Origin of the sequence: Aquiflexum balticum DSM 16537 (assembly GCF_900176595.1) — a bacterium.
Taxonomy (GTDB): domain Bacteria; phylum Bacteroidota; class Bacteroidia; order Cytophagales; family Cyclobacteriaceae; genus Aquiflexum; species Aquiflexum balticum.
This window is the reverse complement of record NZ_LT838813.1, coordinates 2084374-2100909: the sequence shown is the minus strand read 5'-3', so window position 1 is coordinate 2100909 and position 16536 is coordinate 2084374. Positions and strand designations below refer to the sequence as shown.

Here is a 16536-nt window from a genome sequence, read left to right as displayed (position 1 = left end):
TTCAGTACTTCTGAAACATTATTTGAAAAATAAAGTATATTGCATTGATATCAATTTAATATCATAACAATATGGAAAAAATAACTAAACCCCTGTCCGGCTATTTGATGGTTTTGGTTGCGATAGCACTCATTCCTGCCACGGCCTTTTCATTTATCAATCAACTGAATTTTCTTGGAGCAATACTCGGTGTTTCATTAATTCTGGTCTTGCCAGGATTTTTCACCTTACAACCCAACAAGGCAATGGTCCTGATCCTTTTCGGAGCATATAAGGGTACGGTGAAAGAGAATGGATTTATGTGGGTAAATCCATTTATGACCAAAAACAAGATTTCCCTAAGGGTAAGAAATTTTGAAAACAAGCCACTAAAGGTGAATGACAAAATCGGTAATCCTGTGATGGTTGGGACTATTGTTGTTTGGCAAGTAGAAGATACTTTCAAAGCAACATTTGATGTGGAAGATTATGAAAACTTCGTCCATCTTCAAACAGACGCTGCTGTAAGGAAAATGGCAGGAAAATACCCTTATGATGATTTCGAAGCCGAAAATGCCGAAATCACATTAAGGTCTGGGGTGGAAGAAGTCAACCACTCTCTTGAAGAAGAAATCAAAGAACGACTCTACCATGCCGGAATCAAAGTCATCGAAGCTAGGATTTCGCACCTTGCTTATGCTTCTGAAATCGCATCTGCTATGTTGCAAAGACAACAGGCCACTGCCATTGTGGCTGCCAGAAGAAAAATAGTAGATGGTGCAGTGGGCATGGTTGAGATGGCTTTGGAAGATCTGAAAATCAAAGGAATCATTGAATTTGAGGAAGAGAAGAAAGCAGCCATGGTCAGCAACCTGATGGTGGTGCTTTGCTCTGACCGAGCGGCGAGTCCTGTACTGAATGTAGGAACACTCAATCAATAGTCATAAATGGTAGTCAATGAAGTGCAAAGTTTTAGAGGTTCGGTTTTAATGTTTGGAATTTTACTTCTGGAATTACCTACCCTGATTCTAGTTGGCGTCTTATGGCAAACCGGGAAATTAGGAGATGACGGACCCTTTGTAATGGGATTAGTAGTTGGCATGATGATCTTGATTTTCTGGTTATTGATGGCTATCAGGCTGGAATTAAGATTGACCACTGATGGATTATCATATAGAAACCCACCATTTTTGAATCGATGGACCAAAATCAACAAAGAAGAAATGGAAACCATTCAGGTTAAAAAAATGAGCGGAATATTGGAATATGGAGGAGTAGGTGTCAGATTTTCGAAAAAAACAAGGGCCTACATTTTCTTTGCCGACTATGTTGTGGAAGTTCAACTTCCGAAAAGAAAACTGGTTTTTAGCACCCATAAACCCAGAGAGATGGAAGAAATGATTTTATTGTGGAAAGAAAATAAAAATTTAAATACTGAAAATTATGGCTGATTATATATTAAAAGAATCCCAAAGGTTCAATCAGGTATTGATATGGATACCTGTGGTATCGGTTACATTAATCTTATTAGGCTTGTCCTTTCTTCTGCCGGACAAGTCAGTTGACTGGTTTGATCTATTCATTACTTTTTTAATTCTGGGCAGTGCTGTATTGTTTTTACTCTCCTTCAGGCTGGAAATAAGAATAGATGGAAAAAGCCTACAATATAAATATTCTCCGATCATCAATAATTGGAGAAAATATGGGTTTGAAGATATTGAGCAAATAGAAATCATGAAATACAATTCCTTATTGGAATTTGGTGGTTGGGGTATCCGATACAATTTTGACCATTGGCTGTACAATACCGGTGGCAAATACGGTTTGTTGATCACCACCAAAAATAAAAAGTTCATGCTGGGAACACATAAACCTGAAGAAGCCCAAAAAGCCATTGAGCAATTCAGGAAGTTTAAATTAGAATATAATGGCAGCTAAGAAACCTTTCGCTTTAAGAATAGATGAAAAGCTGATTAAAGCTGTCGAAAAATGGGCTGCAGATGAATTCCGTAGTACCAATGGACAAATTGAGTGGATTATCCAAGAAGCTTTGAAAAAGTCAGGACGATTTAAGAAATCAGAATTAAATGACCCAAACCAAGACTAAAGAAAGGATAATGTTCCTTAAAGTGCTTCAGGAGTATACAATAACTGACCAACTTCAAAATCATATAAAGTCAACTGCCTCATTTCGAAATAAGCAGTCCAATAATCTCTCAATGATTGGATGTAAGCCCTTCTGTTCTGATCTTTTTCCTGTTGGGCGATATTGAGGTCTGTTATGGTCACATTTCCGTTTTGATACCTTCGAAGGGAAATTTCATACCTTTTATCTGCCACTTTATCTGCAAGATCCGTAATCTCTAATCGGTCTTTGAGCATATCAAAATTTCGGACTTTGGTAAAGATTTCCTGCTCAAAATTTATCATATCCTGCTCAACTGTGTATTCCACCAACCGCTTGTTTGCCTCGGCCTGTCCCATACGGGCTTTGTTTCTCCCCCAGTCCAAAATCGGAACTGAGAATCCTATATTAAACAAAACCTGCCTATTGGGATCTGAAAAAATATCAACCCATGTAAGCGCAGCATTGTTGAGTCCATAACTGGCGTTCATCAAAACATTGAATCTTTGTCCTCTTGCATTGGCCACACCTGACTCTGCCTGCAAAAGTCTTCTGTCAAATCCCAGAGATTCTGCTCTATATTGAAATGCATAATCTATTGCCTCTTCGACATTGACAGTAAAATCAGGGATCTCACCGGGAGGCACTAAAGTTAAATCCGCCAATTCATTGATGCCCACATAAGATTTAAGCCTGAGTGAATTGGCTTCAAGATCCAAACTTGCCTGCGCTAAATCCTGCCTGGCCTGAAGTACCTGAAGTTCTACCTGTAATAATTTATCCTCATAGGTTGTCCCAATATTATACCTCCCCTGTTCGATTTTAAGAATTTCCTGAGTGTTTTTGAGGTTTTTAGTTGCAATTTCAAAATTGATCTGGGAGATGAGAACGTCAAAGAACAATTGGGTAACCGTTTGACTGATTTGCTCCATTTCTTCGACAAATTCTCTTTTGCTTTCTTCGTAAACCAATGGTTCGATTTTCTTATCCCATTTAAGGGGATTGAATGCAAATATGGGCTGGCTAAGTCGGACATTTACAGGTGTACCGCTCCATTGGGTCCTGGGACTACCAGCGGGTGCCAAAAAGTTATCGAATCTGTTTGTGGATGAATTGACAGACAACACACCTCCGGTGGCAGCAATTGATTGGACAACTCCCAATTCAAGGTCCATGAAATTTTGGCTTACCTCCCTGAATTCGATCGTGCCATCAGGCTGAACCACGTTATTGAATGCTTGTGACAATCTGGGCAAGGTCCCGTTCAGTCTCAGTTGTGGATTATAATTGGATTGATAGAACCGAAAATTCCAATACCTGTTTTCCTTTCTAGTCTCTGCTCTCAATGCAGCAGGTGATCTGGATTTGGCTCTCTCCACTATTTGCTGAAGTGAAAAAACAAGATTTTCCTGGGAAAATCCCCAGTTTGGCAATGCAAACATGAAACAAAATAATATGCTTCGAAATAAATTTTTACTCATACCTTAAAGAAGTTATAGGATCCTGACTTGCTGCCTTCCTTGCCGGAGCTATTCCAAATACAAGACCGACTGAAGCAGCAACTCCAAATGACAGCACGATTGAAGATATAGTGACAATAGTCGGGAAGTCCCCAAGAATGGATACCAAATACGCAAGGAAAATCCCTAAAGAAACACCTATTATACCTCCTGACACACTGATCATGACTGCTTCAAATAGAAATTGATTGACAATATCGGATTTTTTTGCGCCCAACGAAAGTCTTAGGCCAATTTCTTTTATTCTTTCCATCACTGAGGCCAACATGATATTCATGATACCTATTCCACCCACAAGAAGGGATATCCCTGCAATGGCTCCCAACACAAGGTTAAAAATATTTTGGGTGCGCTGCTGCTGCTTTAACAATAACTCTGGAATTGTTATTTCAAAGTCCACCACCTGATTATGTCTTCTTTCAAGCAATTTGGCAATAACCTCTGCGGTTGGATTGAGCGATTCACTTTCTTCCACTTGAACAACAATCTTGTCTATCTGATGATAATTCTGAGATAAAGTATTGCTGGGATCCTCATTCATGATACTATATCCAGTCACCAAATCTCTGTTTTTAAATCGGATCAACATGGATTGAATGGGGATATATACATCCATATTAAAATCCCGGATACCCAATTTGGATATGCTCTGTTCTGAAATCAACCTCTCTTCCATCACTCCGATTACCTCCAACCACTGATTTCCGCTTTTGATTTTTTTACCTATGGGGCTCTCTTTGGCAAAGAATTTCGATTGTACAGATCTTCCAATAATGCACACAGGATCACCATTGATCAGATTGCCGGGGCTGAACATTTTTCCTTCTCTCAGATGAAAATCCAATACTTCAAAATAGGCCGGAGTAATTCCTACAAGTTTTGCAGAACGCCTGATTCCGCTTTTGACCAAAAATGTTTCCAGAATTATCTCTGGGCTGATATTTCTAACCCCCGGAATCATTTCTGCAATCGCATCTACATCCGAAAGCCTTAATCCCGGACTGAATTTCCCTCTTTCGACTTCAAGGTCAGTCTCTTCCCCCAAGGTTTGTTCTATCTGTTCAAAAACCGGCTCAATTACAATATTATTGACTCCTACCAAGCGGATCTGTTCGAGGATTTCCTGTTGGGCACCATTTCCGATGGCGAGCATGGCAATGACTGCTGCCACACCAAAAATAATCCCAAGCGCCGTCAAAAGTGACCTCAGCTTGTTGGCAATTACTGCATCCAAGGCGATTTGGAAATTGGCTTTCAATCTTTCGTCAAACATAAAAATACTTTAGAGAATTACTGATTTCTTATTCTGCCATTTTTCGAAGTATTCATTGTCTGAATCTCCGAATCAGTAATGGGAACTGAAAAATCCAATTCTGGATTTCTTTTACCGTTTAGTTCTTCCAATAAAGTTATGGATGTGTTTTCGGACCAAGCGGGAGTGGATAAATAAACTTCCTGACCTTCACTTAAGCCCATTTCTATGACTATATCATTCGCATTTGCCAATCCCAATTTGACTTCCTGCTTTTTCTTATTTTCGAGAAAAACATAATTGACGCTATCGTTCATGACATTGATCGCCTCCAAGGGAACATATAGTACATTCTCAAGTTTTTCAATAATAATGGTATTGCTAGTGGTCATGGATGGCCTCATGGAGGCATCACTCTCATTCACCTTGATAATTACTTCAAATACTTTGGCATCAGAGTTTGGACGCTGCTGCCCTACATTGGCAACTTTTAATACTTCTCCCGTGTAATTTCTTTCAGGAAAAGCATCGAGTCCCAGCTCGACCTTTTGACCTGATTTTACTTTTCTTATATCTACTTCGTTGACATAAGTGACACTCTGCATGGAGGACAGGTCCGGCAATGTCGCTACGACAGGATTCCAACTACTGATTTGAGAGCCTTCTTTGATTTTACCTCCTCTACCTTGATAATAGATTACCATACCGTTTTGAGGAGCTGTGACAGTAAATTTTTTTAGAACCTCTTCAATTTGGGACACTTCCAATTGTACTTCACGCAGCCTGGCAGAGACCTCAACCATTCTTGCTTTTTCTTGCAATGTTTTTATCCTGTATCTTTCTTTTGCCTGTTCTAGGTCTCTTTTTGCCTTTTCGTAATTGTACTCATTTTGTTTGATTATGGCAGGTGGTTCATATTGAGATTGGTCTAAGATAAGTTTCATAGCCCCTACCTCATATTCCATGTTGATCAGATTATCTCTTTCCTGTCTCAATACCAAAGAGGTATCCAACTGCGTCTGTTCATATAAGGCTTTGTTTTGTTCCAGGTCAATCCTTCTGTCTTCCAATCTTCCAAAAAGTTCCGTCCTATCCAGAGAAGCTATAAAATCACCCTGCTTGACAATAGTGCCTTCATCTACCATTGATTCAATAGTTATATTCCCTACCCTATACCTCCTAGCCTCTGATGGACCCAAAATCTCAACGGAATTCAGTGCCTGCAATTCCCCTGAAGTGGTAATTTCTACCCTGAAATCACCTTGATTGACCTTGGCCATGATTTCGAACCCCTCTTCAACACCTCCCCGTGAGAAAAAATAGAAAATTGCAAGCAGGGACAAAACAATGGCTATTCCGATATATATGGGTTTTTTCTGCATGATCTATACTAATTGTGTAAATACAATAATACAACTTATAGACTTGGCATTGAACCCAATAAGAAAGTTTTAACACCATTAAAGTAATTTGCAAAATAAGGGAAATTAAGATTTAAGGCATATGATGGGTTTGGTTATCATTTAATAACTTGCACCCCTGTTAAGAGTAAACATTTACTTGTTTGATTTTCAAAACCTATTACATGAAGTCTTTAATCAGCTTAATCATCCGATATATCCCAAGAAAATATTTACAATTGGTTTCGCACTTTTTTCTCAGAATTGTCGCCATTTTTTACAAAGGAAATTCAGTCAACTGCAATGTATGTGATCACTCTTTCAGAAAATTCCTGCCTTATGGAAGAAAAGCAAGGGAAAATGCCCTTTGTCCCAATTGCCTTGCGCTGGAACGGCATAGGTTGATGTGGCTTTTCCTTGATAAAGAAACAAACTTCTTTACTTCCAAACTCAAGGTGCTGCATATCGCACCGGAATTATGTTTCATTGACCGCATGGAAGCCTTACCCAACCTGGAATACATCACTGCTGACCTGGAATCACCTTTGGCCAAAGTGAAAATGGATGTGCATCAGATTCCTTTTGAGGAAAATACCTTTGACGTGGTATTTTGCAACCATGTCCTGGAACATGTAGAGGATGATATTTTGGCTTGCAGTGAAATCAATAGGGTCCTGAAAAAAGATGGATGGGGAATCATCCAATCTCCGGTTTACGATCTGGAACAAACCTTTGAAGACAAAACCGTGACAGACCCTGTAGAAAGAGAAAAATTATTCGGTCAAAGAGACCATGTAAGAAAATACGGGAAAGATTATGCCAAAAGACTCAGCCGTTCAGGACTGAAGGTAAATGAAAACCTTTTTGTTAAAAACCTCCCTAATAGTCTGATAGCCAAGCATGCACTCCCTGAGAATGAAGTGATTTTTTATTGTGGAAAAGGGAAATAAAATCATTCTAACCCCTCTGTTGCCAGTTTGTTCATAAACCCGAAAATCAAACCGGCCCCGTAAAAACTCAATTGACCAAAAGAGGTGATCATTGAAATAAGTCCTACCCAAATTGAGCTGTTTCTGAAACCGGAATCGATAAAAACCAAAATCAACCAGGCTGAATACCCTATAAGGAATATCAAGAAAACCGAAGATGCCAAAAGCAAAAATACCAATCCATGCAGCCAACCCAAAAGAAAAATGGCTGGTAAAATATGAACCAATTTCACAGCCTCAGGATGAAATCTGCTCACATTGATTCGATTGCTGCCAAAAGAAAAGCTCTGCTTGAAAAAACTCAAGAGTGTGTTTTTCCTCTTGTGGTAAACAAAAGCTTCTTCCACCAATTCAAGATTGAACCCAAGTTTTTTTAATCTAATACTCAATTCAATATCCTCCCCGCTATTTGGATCCACAAATCCTTCTGAAGCTTCAAAAGCTCTTTTGGAAAGCCCCATATTGTACCCTCTAGCTTCATATTTAGCAGGATCTTTCATTTTACCTCTGATACCCCCTGTTGTCAAAAAAGAGGTCATGCTATAATTGATGGCTTTTTGGAAGGCAGAAAAGCTTTCCTCTGCTGCATCAGGTCCCCCATGGGCATCAAGCTTTCTCTCTTTGAGCGCTTTTGCCAGAACCGTAAAATAATGGGGCGGAATAATACAGTCCGAGTCGAACATGACAAAATAATCCCCTGCAGCTTTTTTCATCCCAAAATTCCTGGCGAATCCCTGACCTATATTTTCGATGAAATGATAACTGATCTGGATTTTATCTTTGAAGAAATCATATATATCCTTACAGGTAAAATCAGAACCATCTTCCACAATGATTACTTCAAAGTCCGCATAATCCTGCCTTAAGAGACTTTCAAGCAATTCCTTGATTTCAATGCGCCGGTTATAAACCGGTATAATGACCGAGAAAAACATCAATTGCGAAAGTTCAATTCCTCTTCAATATTATAATCGGATTTTCTACTGCTGGTGGAAGTCATCATCTCTGCCAAAAACCCGGTTAAAAACAATTGAACACCAACTATCAATGCGACCAATGCAAGGAAAAACAAAGGCTGGGCTGTGATTTCCCGCACTGCCTTTCCTTGATAGAGACCATAGATTTTCTGGAAAATCAGCCATGAAGTGATAAAGAAACCGGCCAAAAAGGAAACCGAACCCAATGTCCCGAAAAAATGCATCGGTCTTTTTTTGTAGCGATTGACAAACGAAACAGAAATCAGGTCAAGAAAACCGTTCAGAAATCTTTCAATTCCAAATTTAGTCTCTCCATATTTTCTGGGCCGATGCGCTACCACCTTCTCCCCGATTTTGGTGAAACCGTTCCACTTGGCTATCAAAGGGATATAACGGTGCATCTCCCCGTAAATATGAATATTTTTTACAACCCTCTTTTGATAAGCCTTGAGCCCACAATTGAAATCATGTAACCTGATCCCTGATATGATTCTGGTGATCCAGTTGAAAAATCTGGAGGGAATGGTCTTCGTGATGGGATCATGTCTTTTCTTTTTCCAGCCCGAAACCACCTCGTATCCATCCCCAGTAATCATTTCATATAATTCCGGTATTTCGTCCGGACTATCCTGCAGATCAGCATCCATGGTAATCACTACCTGCCCCTGAGCTTTGCTGAATCCCATATCCAAGGCGGCCGATTTGCCATAATTTCTGGTAAAGCTGACTGCCTTTACATTGTTGTTCAGACTTGCCAGTTTTTGGATTTCTTTCCAGGAATTGTCATTACTGCCATCATTTATAAAAATAATTTCATAAGAAAAGCCATGTCCTTCCATGATACGGCAGATCCAATTGTGTAATTCAGGAAGGGATTCTTCCTCGTTAAATACTGGAATAATGACAGAAATTTGAATCATTTTAACTTAATAGTCCAAAGACTTATCTCTCTTCTTTATTATGGCACCTAAAATCAATGAAAGAACAGCATAAATAATCAGAGCAATACCAAAAGCCTTTATTTGACCCATCAAGGTATAATTTGCAGATAAACCCTCTCTCATTTCATCAATCTGTTGAGTTGACATACTGTCAGCTGCTCCAAATTTTTCCATCATTTCCATTGTGTTTTCAAGCGTCTGTTCAACAAGAACTCCTGGAAGTGACGGGTCAACAACATTATACAACAAGGCAGTGCCAATTTGAGAAATAATACCCGCTACAACCATGGCAATGAATGAGAAATTAAAAGCTGGTCCGAATTCCATAAATCCCCCAATTGATTTTCTGTACTGTATCCCCAGATAAATCAATATCCCGATAAATACAACCAGCATACCAATTCCAAACGTACCTGAGGCAAGAGTTATTGGGCTGATGAAATAAACAACAAATGTGAGTACTACAGACACGATACCTAGAATAACCCCGGCATTTAATCCTGCTTTAAATGGTGTTTCCTGATTTTCCATATTGTTTAAAATTTAGTTTTCCTTAAAATTATTGAAAATATGATTGTAAAAAACAGTCCTGGAAGAATTTTCCAAATAAAATCATTGAGTGCAATATCCCATTCGGTCATTCCCAAAATCTGTTTGTAGGTGGTATCGAAGGACTCTTCATTGAGTTGGGAAATGATCATCTCTTTATTACTGTCCAAAACTTCAATCTTCAGAGATTTCAGCTCAGCAAACAATTCCGGGCTAATCAAAAGAATAAACCAGATACCCAATCCCGAAATTACCCCGATCATAGTGTAAATCAAAAATCCGATTAGCATCCCTTGGGAAAAACCCAACTCTCCTTGATTGACATCCTTCTTGAAAAATCTGATCCCTAAAAACAAAAATATGGGAATCAGAACAACGCCAAACAACATGCTAAGATTAGAAGGGTCATACCCCAGCCATTGGAACAACAAAAAAGCAATGACGCAGAATACTCCTCCAATCAGGCCAAAACGGTAGGTTGAATCTAAGTACCTGTTCATTTAGATTTTGACAAACTTATTTTTGTTGATCACATATTTTACTTTTCCTTTCAATTGGCTTTTGAACCAAGGAGAATTTGTAGACAGGGATTTATTGGAATATTTATCAAAAACCCAGTCTTCTTCGGTTGAAAAAATGGTCATCGTTTCCAAAGTGTCTGAAGACTGATTCAAAACCCCCGCAGGTCCTTCGGTAATTTTGCTTATCAGCAGAGGCCAAGATATTTCGCCTGACAGCTTCAACAAAGCAGGTAGAAAAGTCTGTAAACCGATCATCCCAAAAGAAGCCAAATCAAATTCCATTTGTTTGGCATCAGCATCCTGAGGCTGATGATTAGAGACGATGGCATCAATAGTTCCATCCTTCAACCCCTCAATCAATGCCTCCCTGTCTTCTTTACCCCTAAAAGGCGGTAAAACCTTAAAATTGGTATCAAAGCCGGTCAGGTCTTCATCCGAGAATATCAACTGATATAAAGACACATCTGCAGTTACCTTTAATCCTTCTTTTTTGGCTTGTCTTATTTCTTCTACTGCACCTTTGGTACTGATAGTCTGAAAATGAAGACGACCACCCGAATATCGTAAAATTTCAAGGTTTTTATGGATAGCGATATCTTCAGCTACGTTGGGAATTCCTTTCATACCTATCTTCGTAGAAGTAAGCCCTTCATGCATCTGCCCAAAAAGGGCAAGCAGCGGTTCATAGGTTTGGTCAAAAAGAATTCCATTGAATTTCTGAAGATACTGTAATATTTTCATCAGCCTGTCCGGATTGGAAATCGGTCTGATGCCATCTCCAAATACAAATACACCTTCCTGATGCAAATCAAGAATATCTGTAAAATCTTCCCCATGATTGTCTTTTGTGGCAGCAGCTTGAATAACCAAATCTGAAAACCAATGGGCAGACTTGGTTTTTAAAAACTGAACCTCATTTTTGGTTTGAATAGCAGGATGGGTATTGGGAAGTATTACTGCTTTGGAAAAACCGCTTACCGCCAGTACTTCACCAAGGCTTTCAACGGATTCTTTATACTCCTGCCCGGGTTCTCCCGTCATACATCTCAGATCAATCCATCCTTTAGAAGCAAAAAAATCAGAACAGTCAATGGTTTCTTCGATGGAATATGCGGAATCTCCATTTTCTTCCAGGATTTCATTACCTGTATAAATATAATTCTTGGGAGAATTTATCCTTTGAGAGTCAATTAACCTGAGCGCTCGAAGCAGTAAAGCCATATTTGAAAAGGTTTGTGCAAAACTGCAACAATATTCCAAAAAATGAAAGGAAAAAAGGATGACCTTACTTACCCGGGCAAAAGGAATACTGCAGGAATCCATTCCAGATCTCTTTCTTTCCCCATTTACCGAATGATTTCATATTCAAATAAAAAATGGAATTCTGAAATCAGAATCCCATCTTATAAAGGGCTTATAAATCGGTGTTTAAAAATTTTAATTTTCAACGCTGTAAGGTCAAAACCCCGGCTGACTTTTACAAATAAAATTGTTGGTTTTTTGAAGTTTCAACAATGTTTTTTTTAAACGGGAATAATACCAGACCGTCTCTGGCTCAATTTACCAAGAACCTGAATAAATAACCAATTTATTGTAATTCAACGAATTGTATTTTTAAACCGGCATGTACAAACTTAAAGCCCTCAATCCTAAAAAACAGATTCAGTATCTACTTTTATTCCCACTCAATTGTAGCTGGTGGTTTGGAAGAAATATCATAAACTACCCTGTTGACACCTTTGACTCTATTGATGATTTCATTCGACATTTTGCCAAGAAATTCATACGGCAAATGAATCCAATCTGCGGTCATCCCATCTACAGAACCCACTGCTCTGAGTGCTACTACTTTTTCATACGTTCTTTCATCACCCATGACTCCTACCGATTGGATCGGTAGCAAAATTGCCCCTGCTTGCCATACCTGATCATATAATCCATGGTCTTTTAGCCCCTTGATAAAAATCCAGTCAACTTCCTGTAGCGTCTTTACTTTCTCAGCGGTAATGTCTCCTAAAATCCTTATTGCCAAACCTGGTCCGGGAAATGGATGTCTCCCGATAATGGCTTCCGGAATGTCCAAGGCTCTCCCGACTTCCCTTACTTCGTCTTTGAACAAGGTGTTCAAGGGTTCAACCACAGAGAGTTTCATAAAATCCGGCAATCCGCCCACATTGTGATGGGACTTGATCGTGGCTGATGGTCCTTTGACAGAAACCGATTCAATGACATCAGGATAAATTGTGCCCTGACCAAGCCATTTTACCCCTTCAATTTTATGCGCTTCATCATCAAACACTTCAATAAAAGCTTTCCCAATAGCTTTCCTCTTTAATTCCGGATCAGATATTCCTGCCAAGGCGTCATAAAAGCGTTGCTTGGAATCTACTCCAATAACATTCAAACCAAGGGTTTTATAAGATTCCAAAACCTCTTCGTATTCATTTTTCCTCAAAAGCCCATTATCAACAAAAACACAGGTAAGATTTTCACCGATAGCCCTATGGATCAAAGTAGCAGCCACCGATGAATCTACACCTCCGGAAAGACCCATCACCACTTTATCATTACCTATTTTTGCTTTTAGATCAGCTATGGTAGCATCGATAAATACATCTGATGTCCAATCCTGAGAACAATCACAGATTTGAACCACAAAATTTCTAAGCAAATTCTTACCTTCAGTGGAATGCGTTACTTCGGGATGGAATTGGATACCATATGTTTCTTCACCCTGAATTTTAAATGCCGCTACCCTGACCGAGGAAGTGCTGGCAATCACATCAAAACCCTCGGGAAGTTCTTTGATCGTATCTCCGTGGGACATCCATACCTGAGAACCATGGGTCATTTCCTTCAAAAGATCGAAATGCAAATCAATATGATCGAGATTGGCGCGGCCATATTCTCTGATTTCAGAGGGCAGAACTTCTCCCCCATATTTATGGGCTAAAAGCTGCGAACCATAACACACACCCAAAATCGGTAATTTTCCCCGTAGCACATCGAGATCCAGATCAGGGGAACCTTCATCCCTAACAGAACAGGGGCTACCGGATAAGATAATCCCTTTGATATCTGAGGTAATTTCGGGGATTTTATTGAATGGATGGATTTCGCAATATACGTTGAGTTCCCTAACCCTTCGGGCGATGAGTTGTGTATATTGGGAACCGAAGTCAAGAATGAGGATTTGTTCTGCCATGCGCAAAGGTACACAGGGCAATGAGATTGAAAAAAAGTTATCGGAAAATTTTCAGAAGATTATTTTGCAGGTGGGAGAAAGGGAATGGAAGGACTCTTCTGTCAGCCAGATTGGTAGAAATTGTCCGCTACACCAAAGGAGCGAATGCGCGGTGGATTTTAAAATTGGAAGAATATAATTTGAACAGGATAGATTGGGGATTTACAAGAATTATTATTTGTGAACTATAAAGTGGCTAGGAAACTGAGTTGGAAGCATGAAGATAAGAAACAAAGTAAGAGCACTCAAAAAACTTCCAAACATTCAGTCCGTAGAACTTGATTAAAGAAAATGCGAAGGGCATAATTTTCGTTTGCAGTTCGTTTGAGAAAGTGTCCAATCCAAATCTGAAAGTGAACGCCGAGACCCGAGCGGAAGAGAGTGTCAGATGGTAGGCTATTTGATCACGACAGATAACTACTTATTAATTAGGCGGTCCACTTCTGTCCGAAGCAGTATATTTTCATGTGCGTTATTCGTATCCGGGTATTTTTGGTACCCAAAAACCGTCCTTTCGTCCGGCGCACCTGAAAAATTAATTTGATTGATTATTTTTTCACTGCAACAATCCTATCCCAAAATTGCCAGATTGTTTGAAGCATTGTGAATGTTACTTGCTCTTATGATATAAAGATCTCGTTTTGATTAATGAAATGTCACCTTTATTAAACGCCAATGATTCTCCTGTGGAGTTGTTGTAGAAAAATATATAGTTTGATGTTTCTCCAATGAAAGAAAAGTCTCTGTGATATGTGCCTATTTCTCTTTTTTCATTTGTTTGAATAGTAATGTTTCTGGTACTTTTTCCCTCTTTAACAAATTTAGCTTCATATAATGCAATGCGTGAAAGTGAAAAAAACATAAAAACAATAAATAAGAATGATGGAAAAATTAAATGATTTTCATTTACAGATTTGATTTCAGGGTTGATAATCCAAAAAAATTTTATAGCTACAATTGGAAGAGCTAAAAATCTTAAATCAGAGCCCTCAGGCATTTTTTCCATACTTAACAATACTAAAAAGATGATTATAAGTGTAGTTATTGAATGAAATATTAAAAAAATCTCTTTGCTATGGGTCATTCTAATAAATCTTAGGTAAACTTTGTCTGGTTTAGACCTTAATAATTTTTTTTTGATAATTGGTTTTAAAACAAAATTTATTGTTACCTCTTTGTAAAGTAAATATATTATGATATCAAGAATAAAAAGTATTTTCAATAAATCAAGTAATATGGAAATTGAGAAAAAGATAAAATCCGACAATGAAATATATTGTTCAATTGAAATTCCAAATTCTCTATAGTAAAATTTAAAAAATGTATATGCTATTGCATAGAGTGCAAAAATAATTAACGGAACAACTTTAGAGTAACTTTTTAAAAATTTTTCCATTGATTACCCCCCCCTCTAATTCTTGACTTTCTTATACCCAGCCAGCTGCAGCACCTCCCTCATTTTTTCCACGCTGATGGATCCACTGTCATTGAACTGTTTGCGCAGCGCCCGGACAGTTGATTCATTCATCCCCATCTGATGAAGGATCCAACGGATATTGATTACTTGATTGAAAAGGTATTCAAGAGTTCTTCCTTTATATGATTGGTTGAAGAGAGCAGAAAGGACTTTATGTGATGTTTCTTTTAACATTCCCAAATCTAAATATTTCCGTTGTAAGTTCCCAACGGTCTTTTTCCCTAAACCCCTCTCTTTCTTTACCACATATTTAAGTCTACATTCCCCATTATAGGATCATAAAAGCCATCAAACCACCATTCCTTTGAACAAGTTATTTATTACTCACCCCACCACATAGATACTCTTTCCAAATGGGAGGGATTGGATCGATGGCAGAATGATGTGGTTACTCGATCGAAAAGGCCTTGGCCGGATTTTCTATGAGCATCAGGTCCAATTCCTTTTGAGTAAATCCTTTTTCTTTCATTAAGGGAATCAACTCATCAAATAAATCTGTATAACCTACAATATTTCCTCCACCTGGCTCCCCGGGGCTGTACCAACCTGCATCGTGGGAAAGAAGCACCCTGTCCAAGATTTGATTTTCCTTACAAAAGACAATCCTATCAAGATGCCCAGGCACATCCCAGGCAATTCCATCCAAACTGATCCAAACACCTGATTCAGCAGCTTTCTTATAGTTGTTAAAATCTTTTTCTGTCTGTGCATGCACCCAAACAAAATTCGAGACATCTACTCCTGACTCCTTTAAAACATCAATTTCAGCTTTTGCGGTTTTCCAAGTTCCTGTATGGGAAACAATGAGAAGTCCTGTCTCCAAATGTGTGATGGCTGCGGCCTGAACGAGCTTTTTGTCCATGTCAGAAAGTATAGCTCCTTCATTGACGGAAATTTTTATAAATCCGGGCTTGATCCCAGTGGTTTCTATTCCCTCTCTGAATTCCTTTATCCAACGATTGGCCAATTGTACTGCAGATTCATCTAAAGCATGTTCCGGCAAATATTTAGTTCCCACCGCTCCGTAGTAACCCGTATTGGTCAAAAAACGGATTCCGGTCAATTCTGTAAGTTTATTCAATAAAACAGGATCTTTCCCCAAATAAGAAGGGGTACATTCGACTATGGTTTTGACTCCCCTGACTTTTAATTCCTCCAAAAATGGGAGTACCCTCTGAATAACAGAATCCTTATCCCAACGGTGATAGCCTGTGGAATCTGCGCCTATAAAGTCTACCAAAATATGTTCATGAATCAAGGTCAAGCCCATTTGATCTGCACTGATTTTTCCGGAGACAGTTTGGATATAGGTGGACTTTTGGTCAATACATGAAAAAATGATAAAAATTACCAAGAAGGGGATTATGTTCCTTTTCATATCTAACTCTTTGGAGGTGGATAATAAAATTAAGGATAATTTTTCCTGTTTTGTTAATTTAAATTATCAAAAGTAAGGCATATCTATTTCTCCAAGTCCCTTTAGGGACAATATATGGGTAGAAAAAACCATTAATGATTGATTTTTGTGCCTTTAGGTACAAAATATATTCCGTACCTAAAGG

The 16536-nt window shown here is 38.7% G+C and carries 17 protein-coding genes; 5 read left to right on the top strand and 12 right to left on the bottom strand.

The features are described from left to right. Positions 1–71: 71 nt before the first annotated feature. Genes B9A52_RS09050 through B9A52_RS09035 form a run of 4 tightly spaced genes read left to right on the top strand, consistent with a single transcriptional unit; the run spans position 72 to position 2086 of the window. A complete protein-coding gene (locus B9A52_RS09050; protein ID WP_084120002.1) occupies positions 72–920 on the top strand; it encodes an SPFH domain-containing protein in 849 nt (282 codons plus the stop codon). 6 nt (positions 921–926) lie between these two features. After that, positions 927–1430 (top strand): hypothetical protein, encoded by a 504-nt coding sequence (locus tag B9A52_RS09045; protein WP_084120001.1) that lies wholly within the window; start codon positions 927–929, stop codon positions 1428–1430. Continuing rightward, the gene (locus tag B9A52_RS09040; RefSeq protein ID WP_084120000.1) at positions 1423–1917 is read left to right on the top strand and encodes a hypothetical protein; all 495 of its coding nucleotides are present in this window, start codon (positions 1423–1425) and stop codon (positions 1915–1917) included. The genes B9A52_RS09045 and B9A52_RS09040 overlap by 8 nt, the downstream gene beginning before the upstream one ends. Beyond that, positions 1907–2086 (top strand): Arc family DNA-binding protein, encoded by a 180-nt coding sequence (locus B9A52_RS09035; RefSeq protein ID WP_084119999.1) that lies wholly within the window; start codon positions 1907–1909, stop codon positions 2084–2086. The genes B9A52_RS09040 and B9A52_RS09035 overlap by 11 nt, the downstream gene beginning before the upstream one ends. A gap of 17 nt (positions 2087–2103) precedes the next feature. Here B9A52_RS09035 and B9A52_RS09030 read toward each other — a convergent pair whose 3' ends face one another. From B9A52_RS09030 to B9A52_RS09020, 3 genes are read right to left on the bottom strand one after another with little or no spacing between them, the layout of a single operon-like run. Beyond that, positions 2104–3546 (bottom strand): TolC family protein, encoded by a 1443-nt coding sequence (locus B9A52_RS09030; RefSeq protein ID WP_394334885.1) that lies wholly within the window; start codon positions 3544–3546, stop codon positions 2104–2106. A 31-nt stretch (positions 3547–3577) separates the two neighbouring features. After that, the gene (locus tag B9A52_RS09025) at positions 3578–4897 is read right to left on the bottom strand and encodes an ABC transporter permease (protein ID WP_084119997.1); all 1320 of its coding nucleotides are present in this window, start codon (positions 4895–4897) and stop codon (positions 3578–3580) included. 17 nt (positions 4898–4914) lie between these two features. Further along, positions 4915–6258, bottom strand: coding sequence for an efflux RND transporter periplasmic adaptor subunit (locus B9A52_RS09020; protein ID WP_084119996.1), 1344 nt, complete (start codon positions 6256–6258; stop codon positions 4915–4917). Positions 6259–6461: 203 nt separating this feature from the next. On the opposite strand from B9A52_RS09020, the gene B9A52_RS09015 reads away from it, so the two are divergent. Then, positions 6462–7226 (top strand): class I SAM-dependent methyltransferase, encoded by a 765-nt coding sequence (locus tag B9A52_RS09015; RefSeq protein WP_084119995.1) that lies wholly within the window; start codon positions 6462–6464, stop codon positions 7224–7226. Positions 7227–7228: 2 nt separating this feature from the next. On the opposite strand, the gene B9A52_RS09010 is transcribed toward B9A52_RS09015, so the two are convergent. The 9 genes from B9A52_RS09010 to B9A52_RS08960 form a co-directional block, all read right to left on the bottom strand. Then, a complete protein-coding gene (locus B9A52_RS09010; protein WP_084119994.1) occupies positions 7229–8200 on the bottom strand; it encodes a glycosyltransferase in 972 nt (323 codons plus the stop codon). After that, complete coding sequence (locus B9A52_RS09005; RefSeq protein WP_084119993.1) at positions 8200–9162, bottom strand: glycosyltransferase family 2 protein; 963 nt, start codon at positions 9160–9162, stop codon at positions 8200–8202. Before B9A52_RS09005 ends, B9A52_RS09010 begins: the two co-directional genes overlap by 1 nt. A gap of 6 nt (positions 9163–9168) precedes the next feature. Then, entirely contained in the window at positions 9169–9714 is a 546-nt protein-coding gene (locus tag B9A52_RS09000; protein ID WP_084119992.1) for a DUF4199 domain-containing protein, read from the bottom strand. Positions 9715–9719: 5 nt separating this feature from the next. After that, positions 9720–10232 (bottom strand): DUF4199 domain-containing protein, encoded by a 513-nt coding sequence (locus tag B9A52_RS08995; RefSeq protein ID WP_084119991.1) that lies wholly within the window; start codon positions 10230–10232, stop codon positions 9720–9722. Then, positions 10233–11474 (bottom strand): dihydroorotase, encoded by a 1242-nt coding sequence (locus B9A52_RS08990; RefSeq protein ID WP_084119990.1) that lies wholly within the window; start codon positions 11472–11474, stop codon positions 10233–10235. 454 nt (positions 11475–11928) lie between these two features. Next, complete coding sequence (gene guaA / locus B9A52_RS08980) at positions 11929–13458, bottom strand: glutamine-hydrolyzing GMP synthase (protein ID WP_084119988.1); 1530 nt, start codon at positions 13456–13458, stop codon at positions 11929–11931. A gap of 649 nt (positions 13459–14107) precedes the next feature. Next, positions 14108–14893 (bottom strand): hypothetical protein, encoded by a 786-nt coding sequence (locus B9A52_RS08970; RefSeq protein WP_084119986.1) that lies wholly within the window; start codon positions 14891–14893, stop codon positions 14108–14110. A 15-nt stretch (positions 14894–14908) separates the two neighbouring features. Then, positions 14909–15148: a hypothetical protein gene (locus B9A52_RS08965; RefSeq protein ID WP_084119985.1), complete on the bottom strand. Its 240-nt coding sequence runs from the start codon at positions 15146–15148 to the stop codon at positions 14909–14911. A gap of 214 nt (positions 15149–15362) precedes the next feature. Continuing rightward, entirely contained in the window at positions 15363–16352 is a 990-nt protein-coding gene (locus tag B9A52_RS08960) for a phosphotriesterase family protein (protein WP_084119984.1), read from the bottom strand. Positions 16353–16536: the final 184 nt, after the last annotated feature.

What these genes read in the sequence shown, in the direction of transcription:
- B9A52_RS08965 (WP_084119985.1), bottom strand. Translation starts at nt 15,148, where the DNA reads ATGTTAAAAGAAACATCACATAAAGTCCTTTCTGCTCTCTTCAACCAA.
- B9A52_RS09025 (WP_084119997.1), bottom strand. Translation starts at nt 4,897, where the DNA reads ATGTTTGACGAAAGATTGAAAGCCAATTTCCAAATCGCCTTGGATGCA.
- guaA (WP_084119988.1), bottom strand. Translation starts at nt 13,458, where the DNA reads ATGGCAGAACAAATCCTCATTCTTGACTTCGGTTCCCAATATACACAA.
- B9A52_RS09015 (WP_084119995.1), top strand. Translation starts at nt 6,462, where the DNA reads ATGAAGTCTTTAATCAGCTTAATCATCCGATATATCCCAAGAAAATAT.
- B9A52_RS09050 (WP_084120002.1), top strand. Translation starts at nt 72, where the DNA reads ATGGAAAAAATAACTAAACCCCTGTCCGGCTATTTGATGGTTTTGGTT.
- B9A52_RS08995 (WP_084119991.1), bottom strand. Translation starts at nt 10,232, where the DNA reads ATGAACAGGTACTTAGATTCAACCTACCGTTTTGGCCTGATTGGAGGA.
- B9A52_RS09040 (WP_084120000.1), top strand. Translation starts at nt 1,423, where the DNA reads ATGGCTGATTATATATTAAAAGAATCCCAAAGGTTCAATCAGGTATTG.
- B9A52_RS09045 (WP_084120001.1), top strand. Translation starts at nt 927, where the DNA reads ATGGTAGTCAATGAAGTGCAAAGTTTTAGAGGTTCGGTTTTAATGTTT.
- B9A52_RS09010 (WP_084119994.1), bottom strand. Translation starts at nt 8,200, where the DNA reads ATGTTTTTCTCGGTCATTATACCGGTTTATAACCGGCGCATTGAAATC.
- B9A52_RS09035 (WP_084119999.1), top strand. Translation starts at nt 1,907, where the DNA reads ATGGCAGCTAAGAAACCTTTCGCTTTAAGAATAGATGAAAAGCTGATT.
- B9A52_RS09020 (WP_084119996.1), bottom strand. Translation starts at nt 6,258, where the DNA reads ATGCAGAAAAAACCCATATATATCGGAATAGCCATTGTTTTGTCCCTG.
- B9A52_RS09030 (WP_394334885.1), bottom strand. Translation starts at nt 3,546, where the DNA reads ATGTTTGCATTGCCAAACTGGGGATTTTCCCAGGAAAATCTTGTTTTT.
- B9A52_RS09005 (WP_084119993.1), bottom strand. Translation starts at nt 9,162, where the DNA reads ATGATTCAAATTTCTGTCATTATTCCAGTATTTAACGAGGAAGAATCC.
- B9A52_RS08960 (WP_084119984.1), bottom strand. Translation starts at nt 16,352, where the DNA reads ATGAAAAGGAACATAATCCCCTTCTTGGTAATTTTTATCATTTTTTCA.
- B9A52_RS09000 (WP_084119992.1), bottom strand. Translation starts at nt 9,714, where the DNA reads ATGGAAAATCAGGAAACACCATTTAAAGCAGGATTAAATGCCGGGGTT.
- B9A52_RS08970 (WP_084119986.1), bottom strand. Translation starts at nt 14,893, where the DNA reads ATGGAAAAATTTTTAAAAAGTTACTCTAAAGTTGTTCCGTTAATTATT.
- B9A52_RS08990 (WP_084119990.1), bottom strand. Translation starts at nt 11,474, where the DNA reads ATGGCTTTACTGCTTCGAGCGCTCAGGTTAATTGACTCTCAAAGGATA.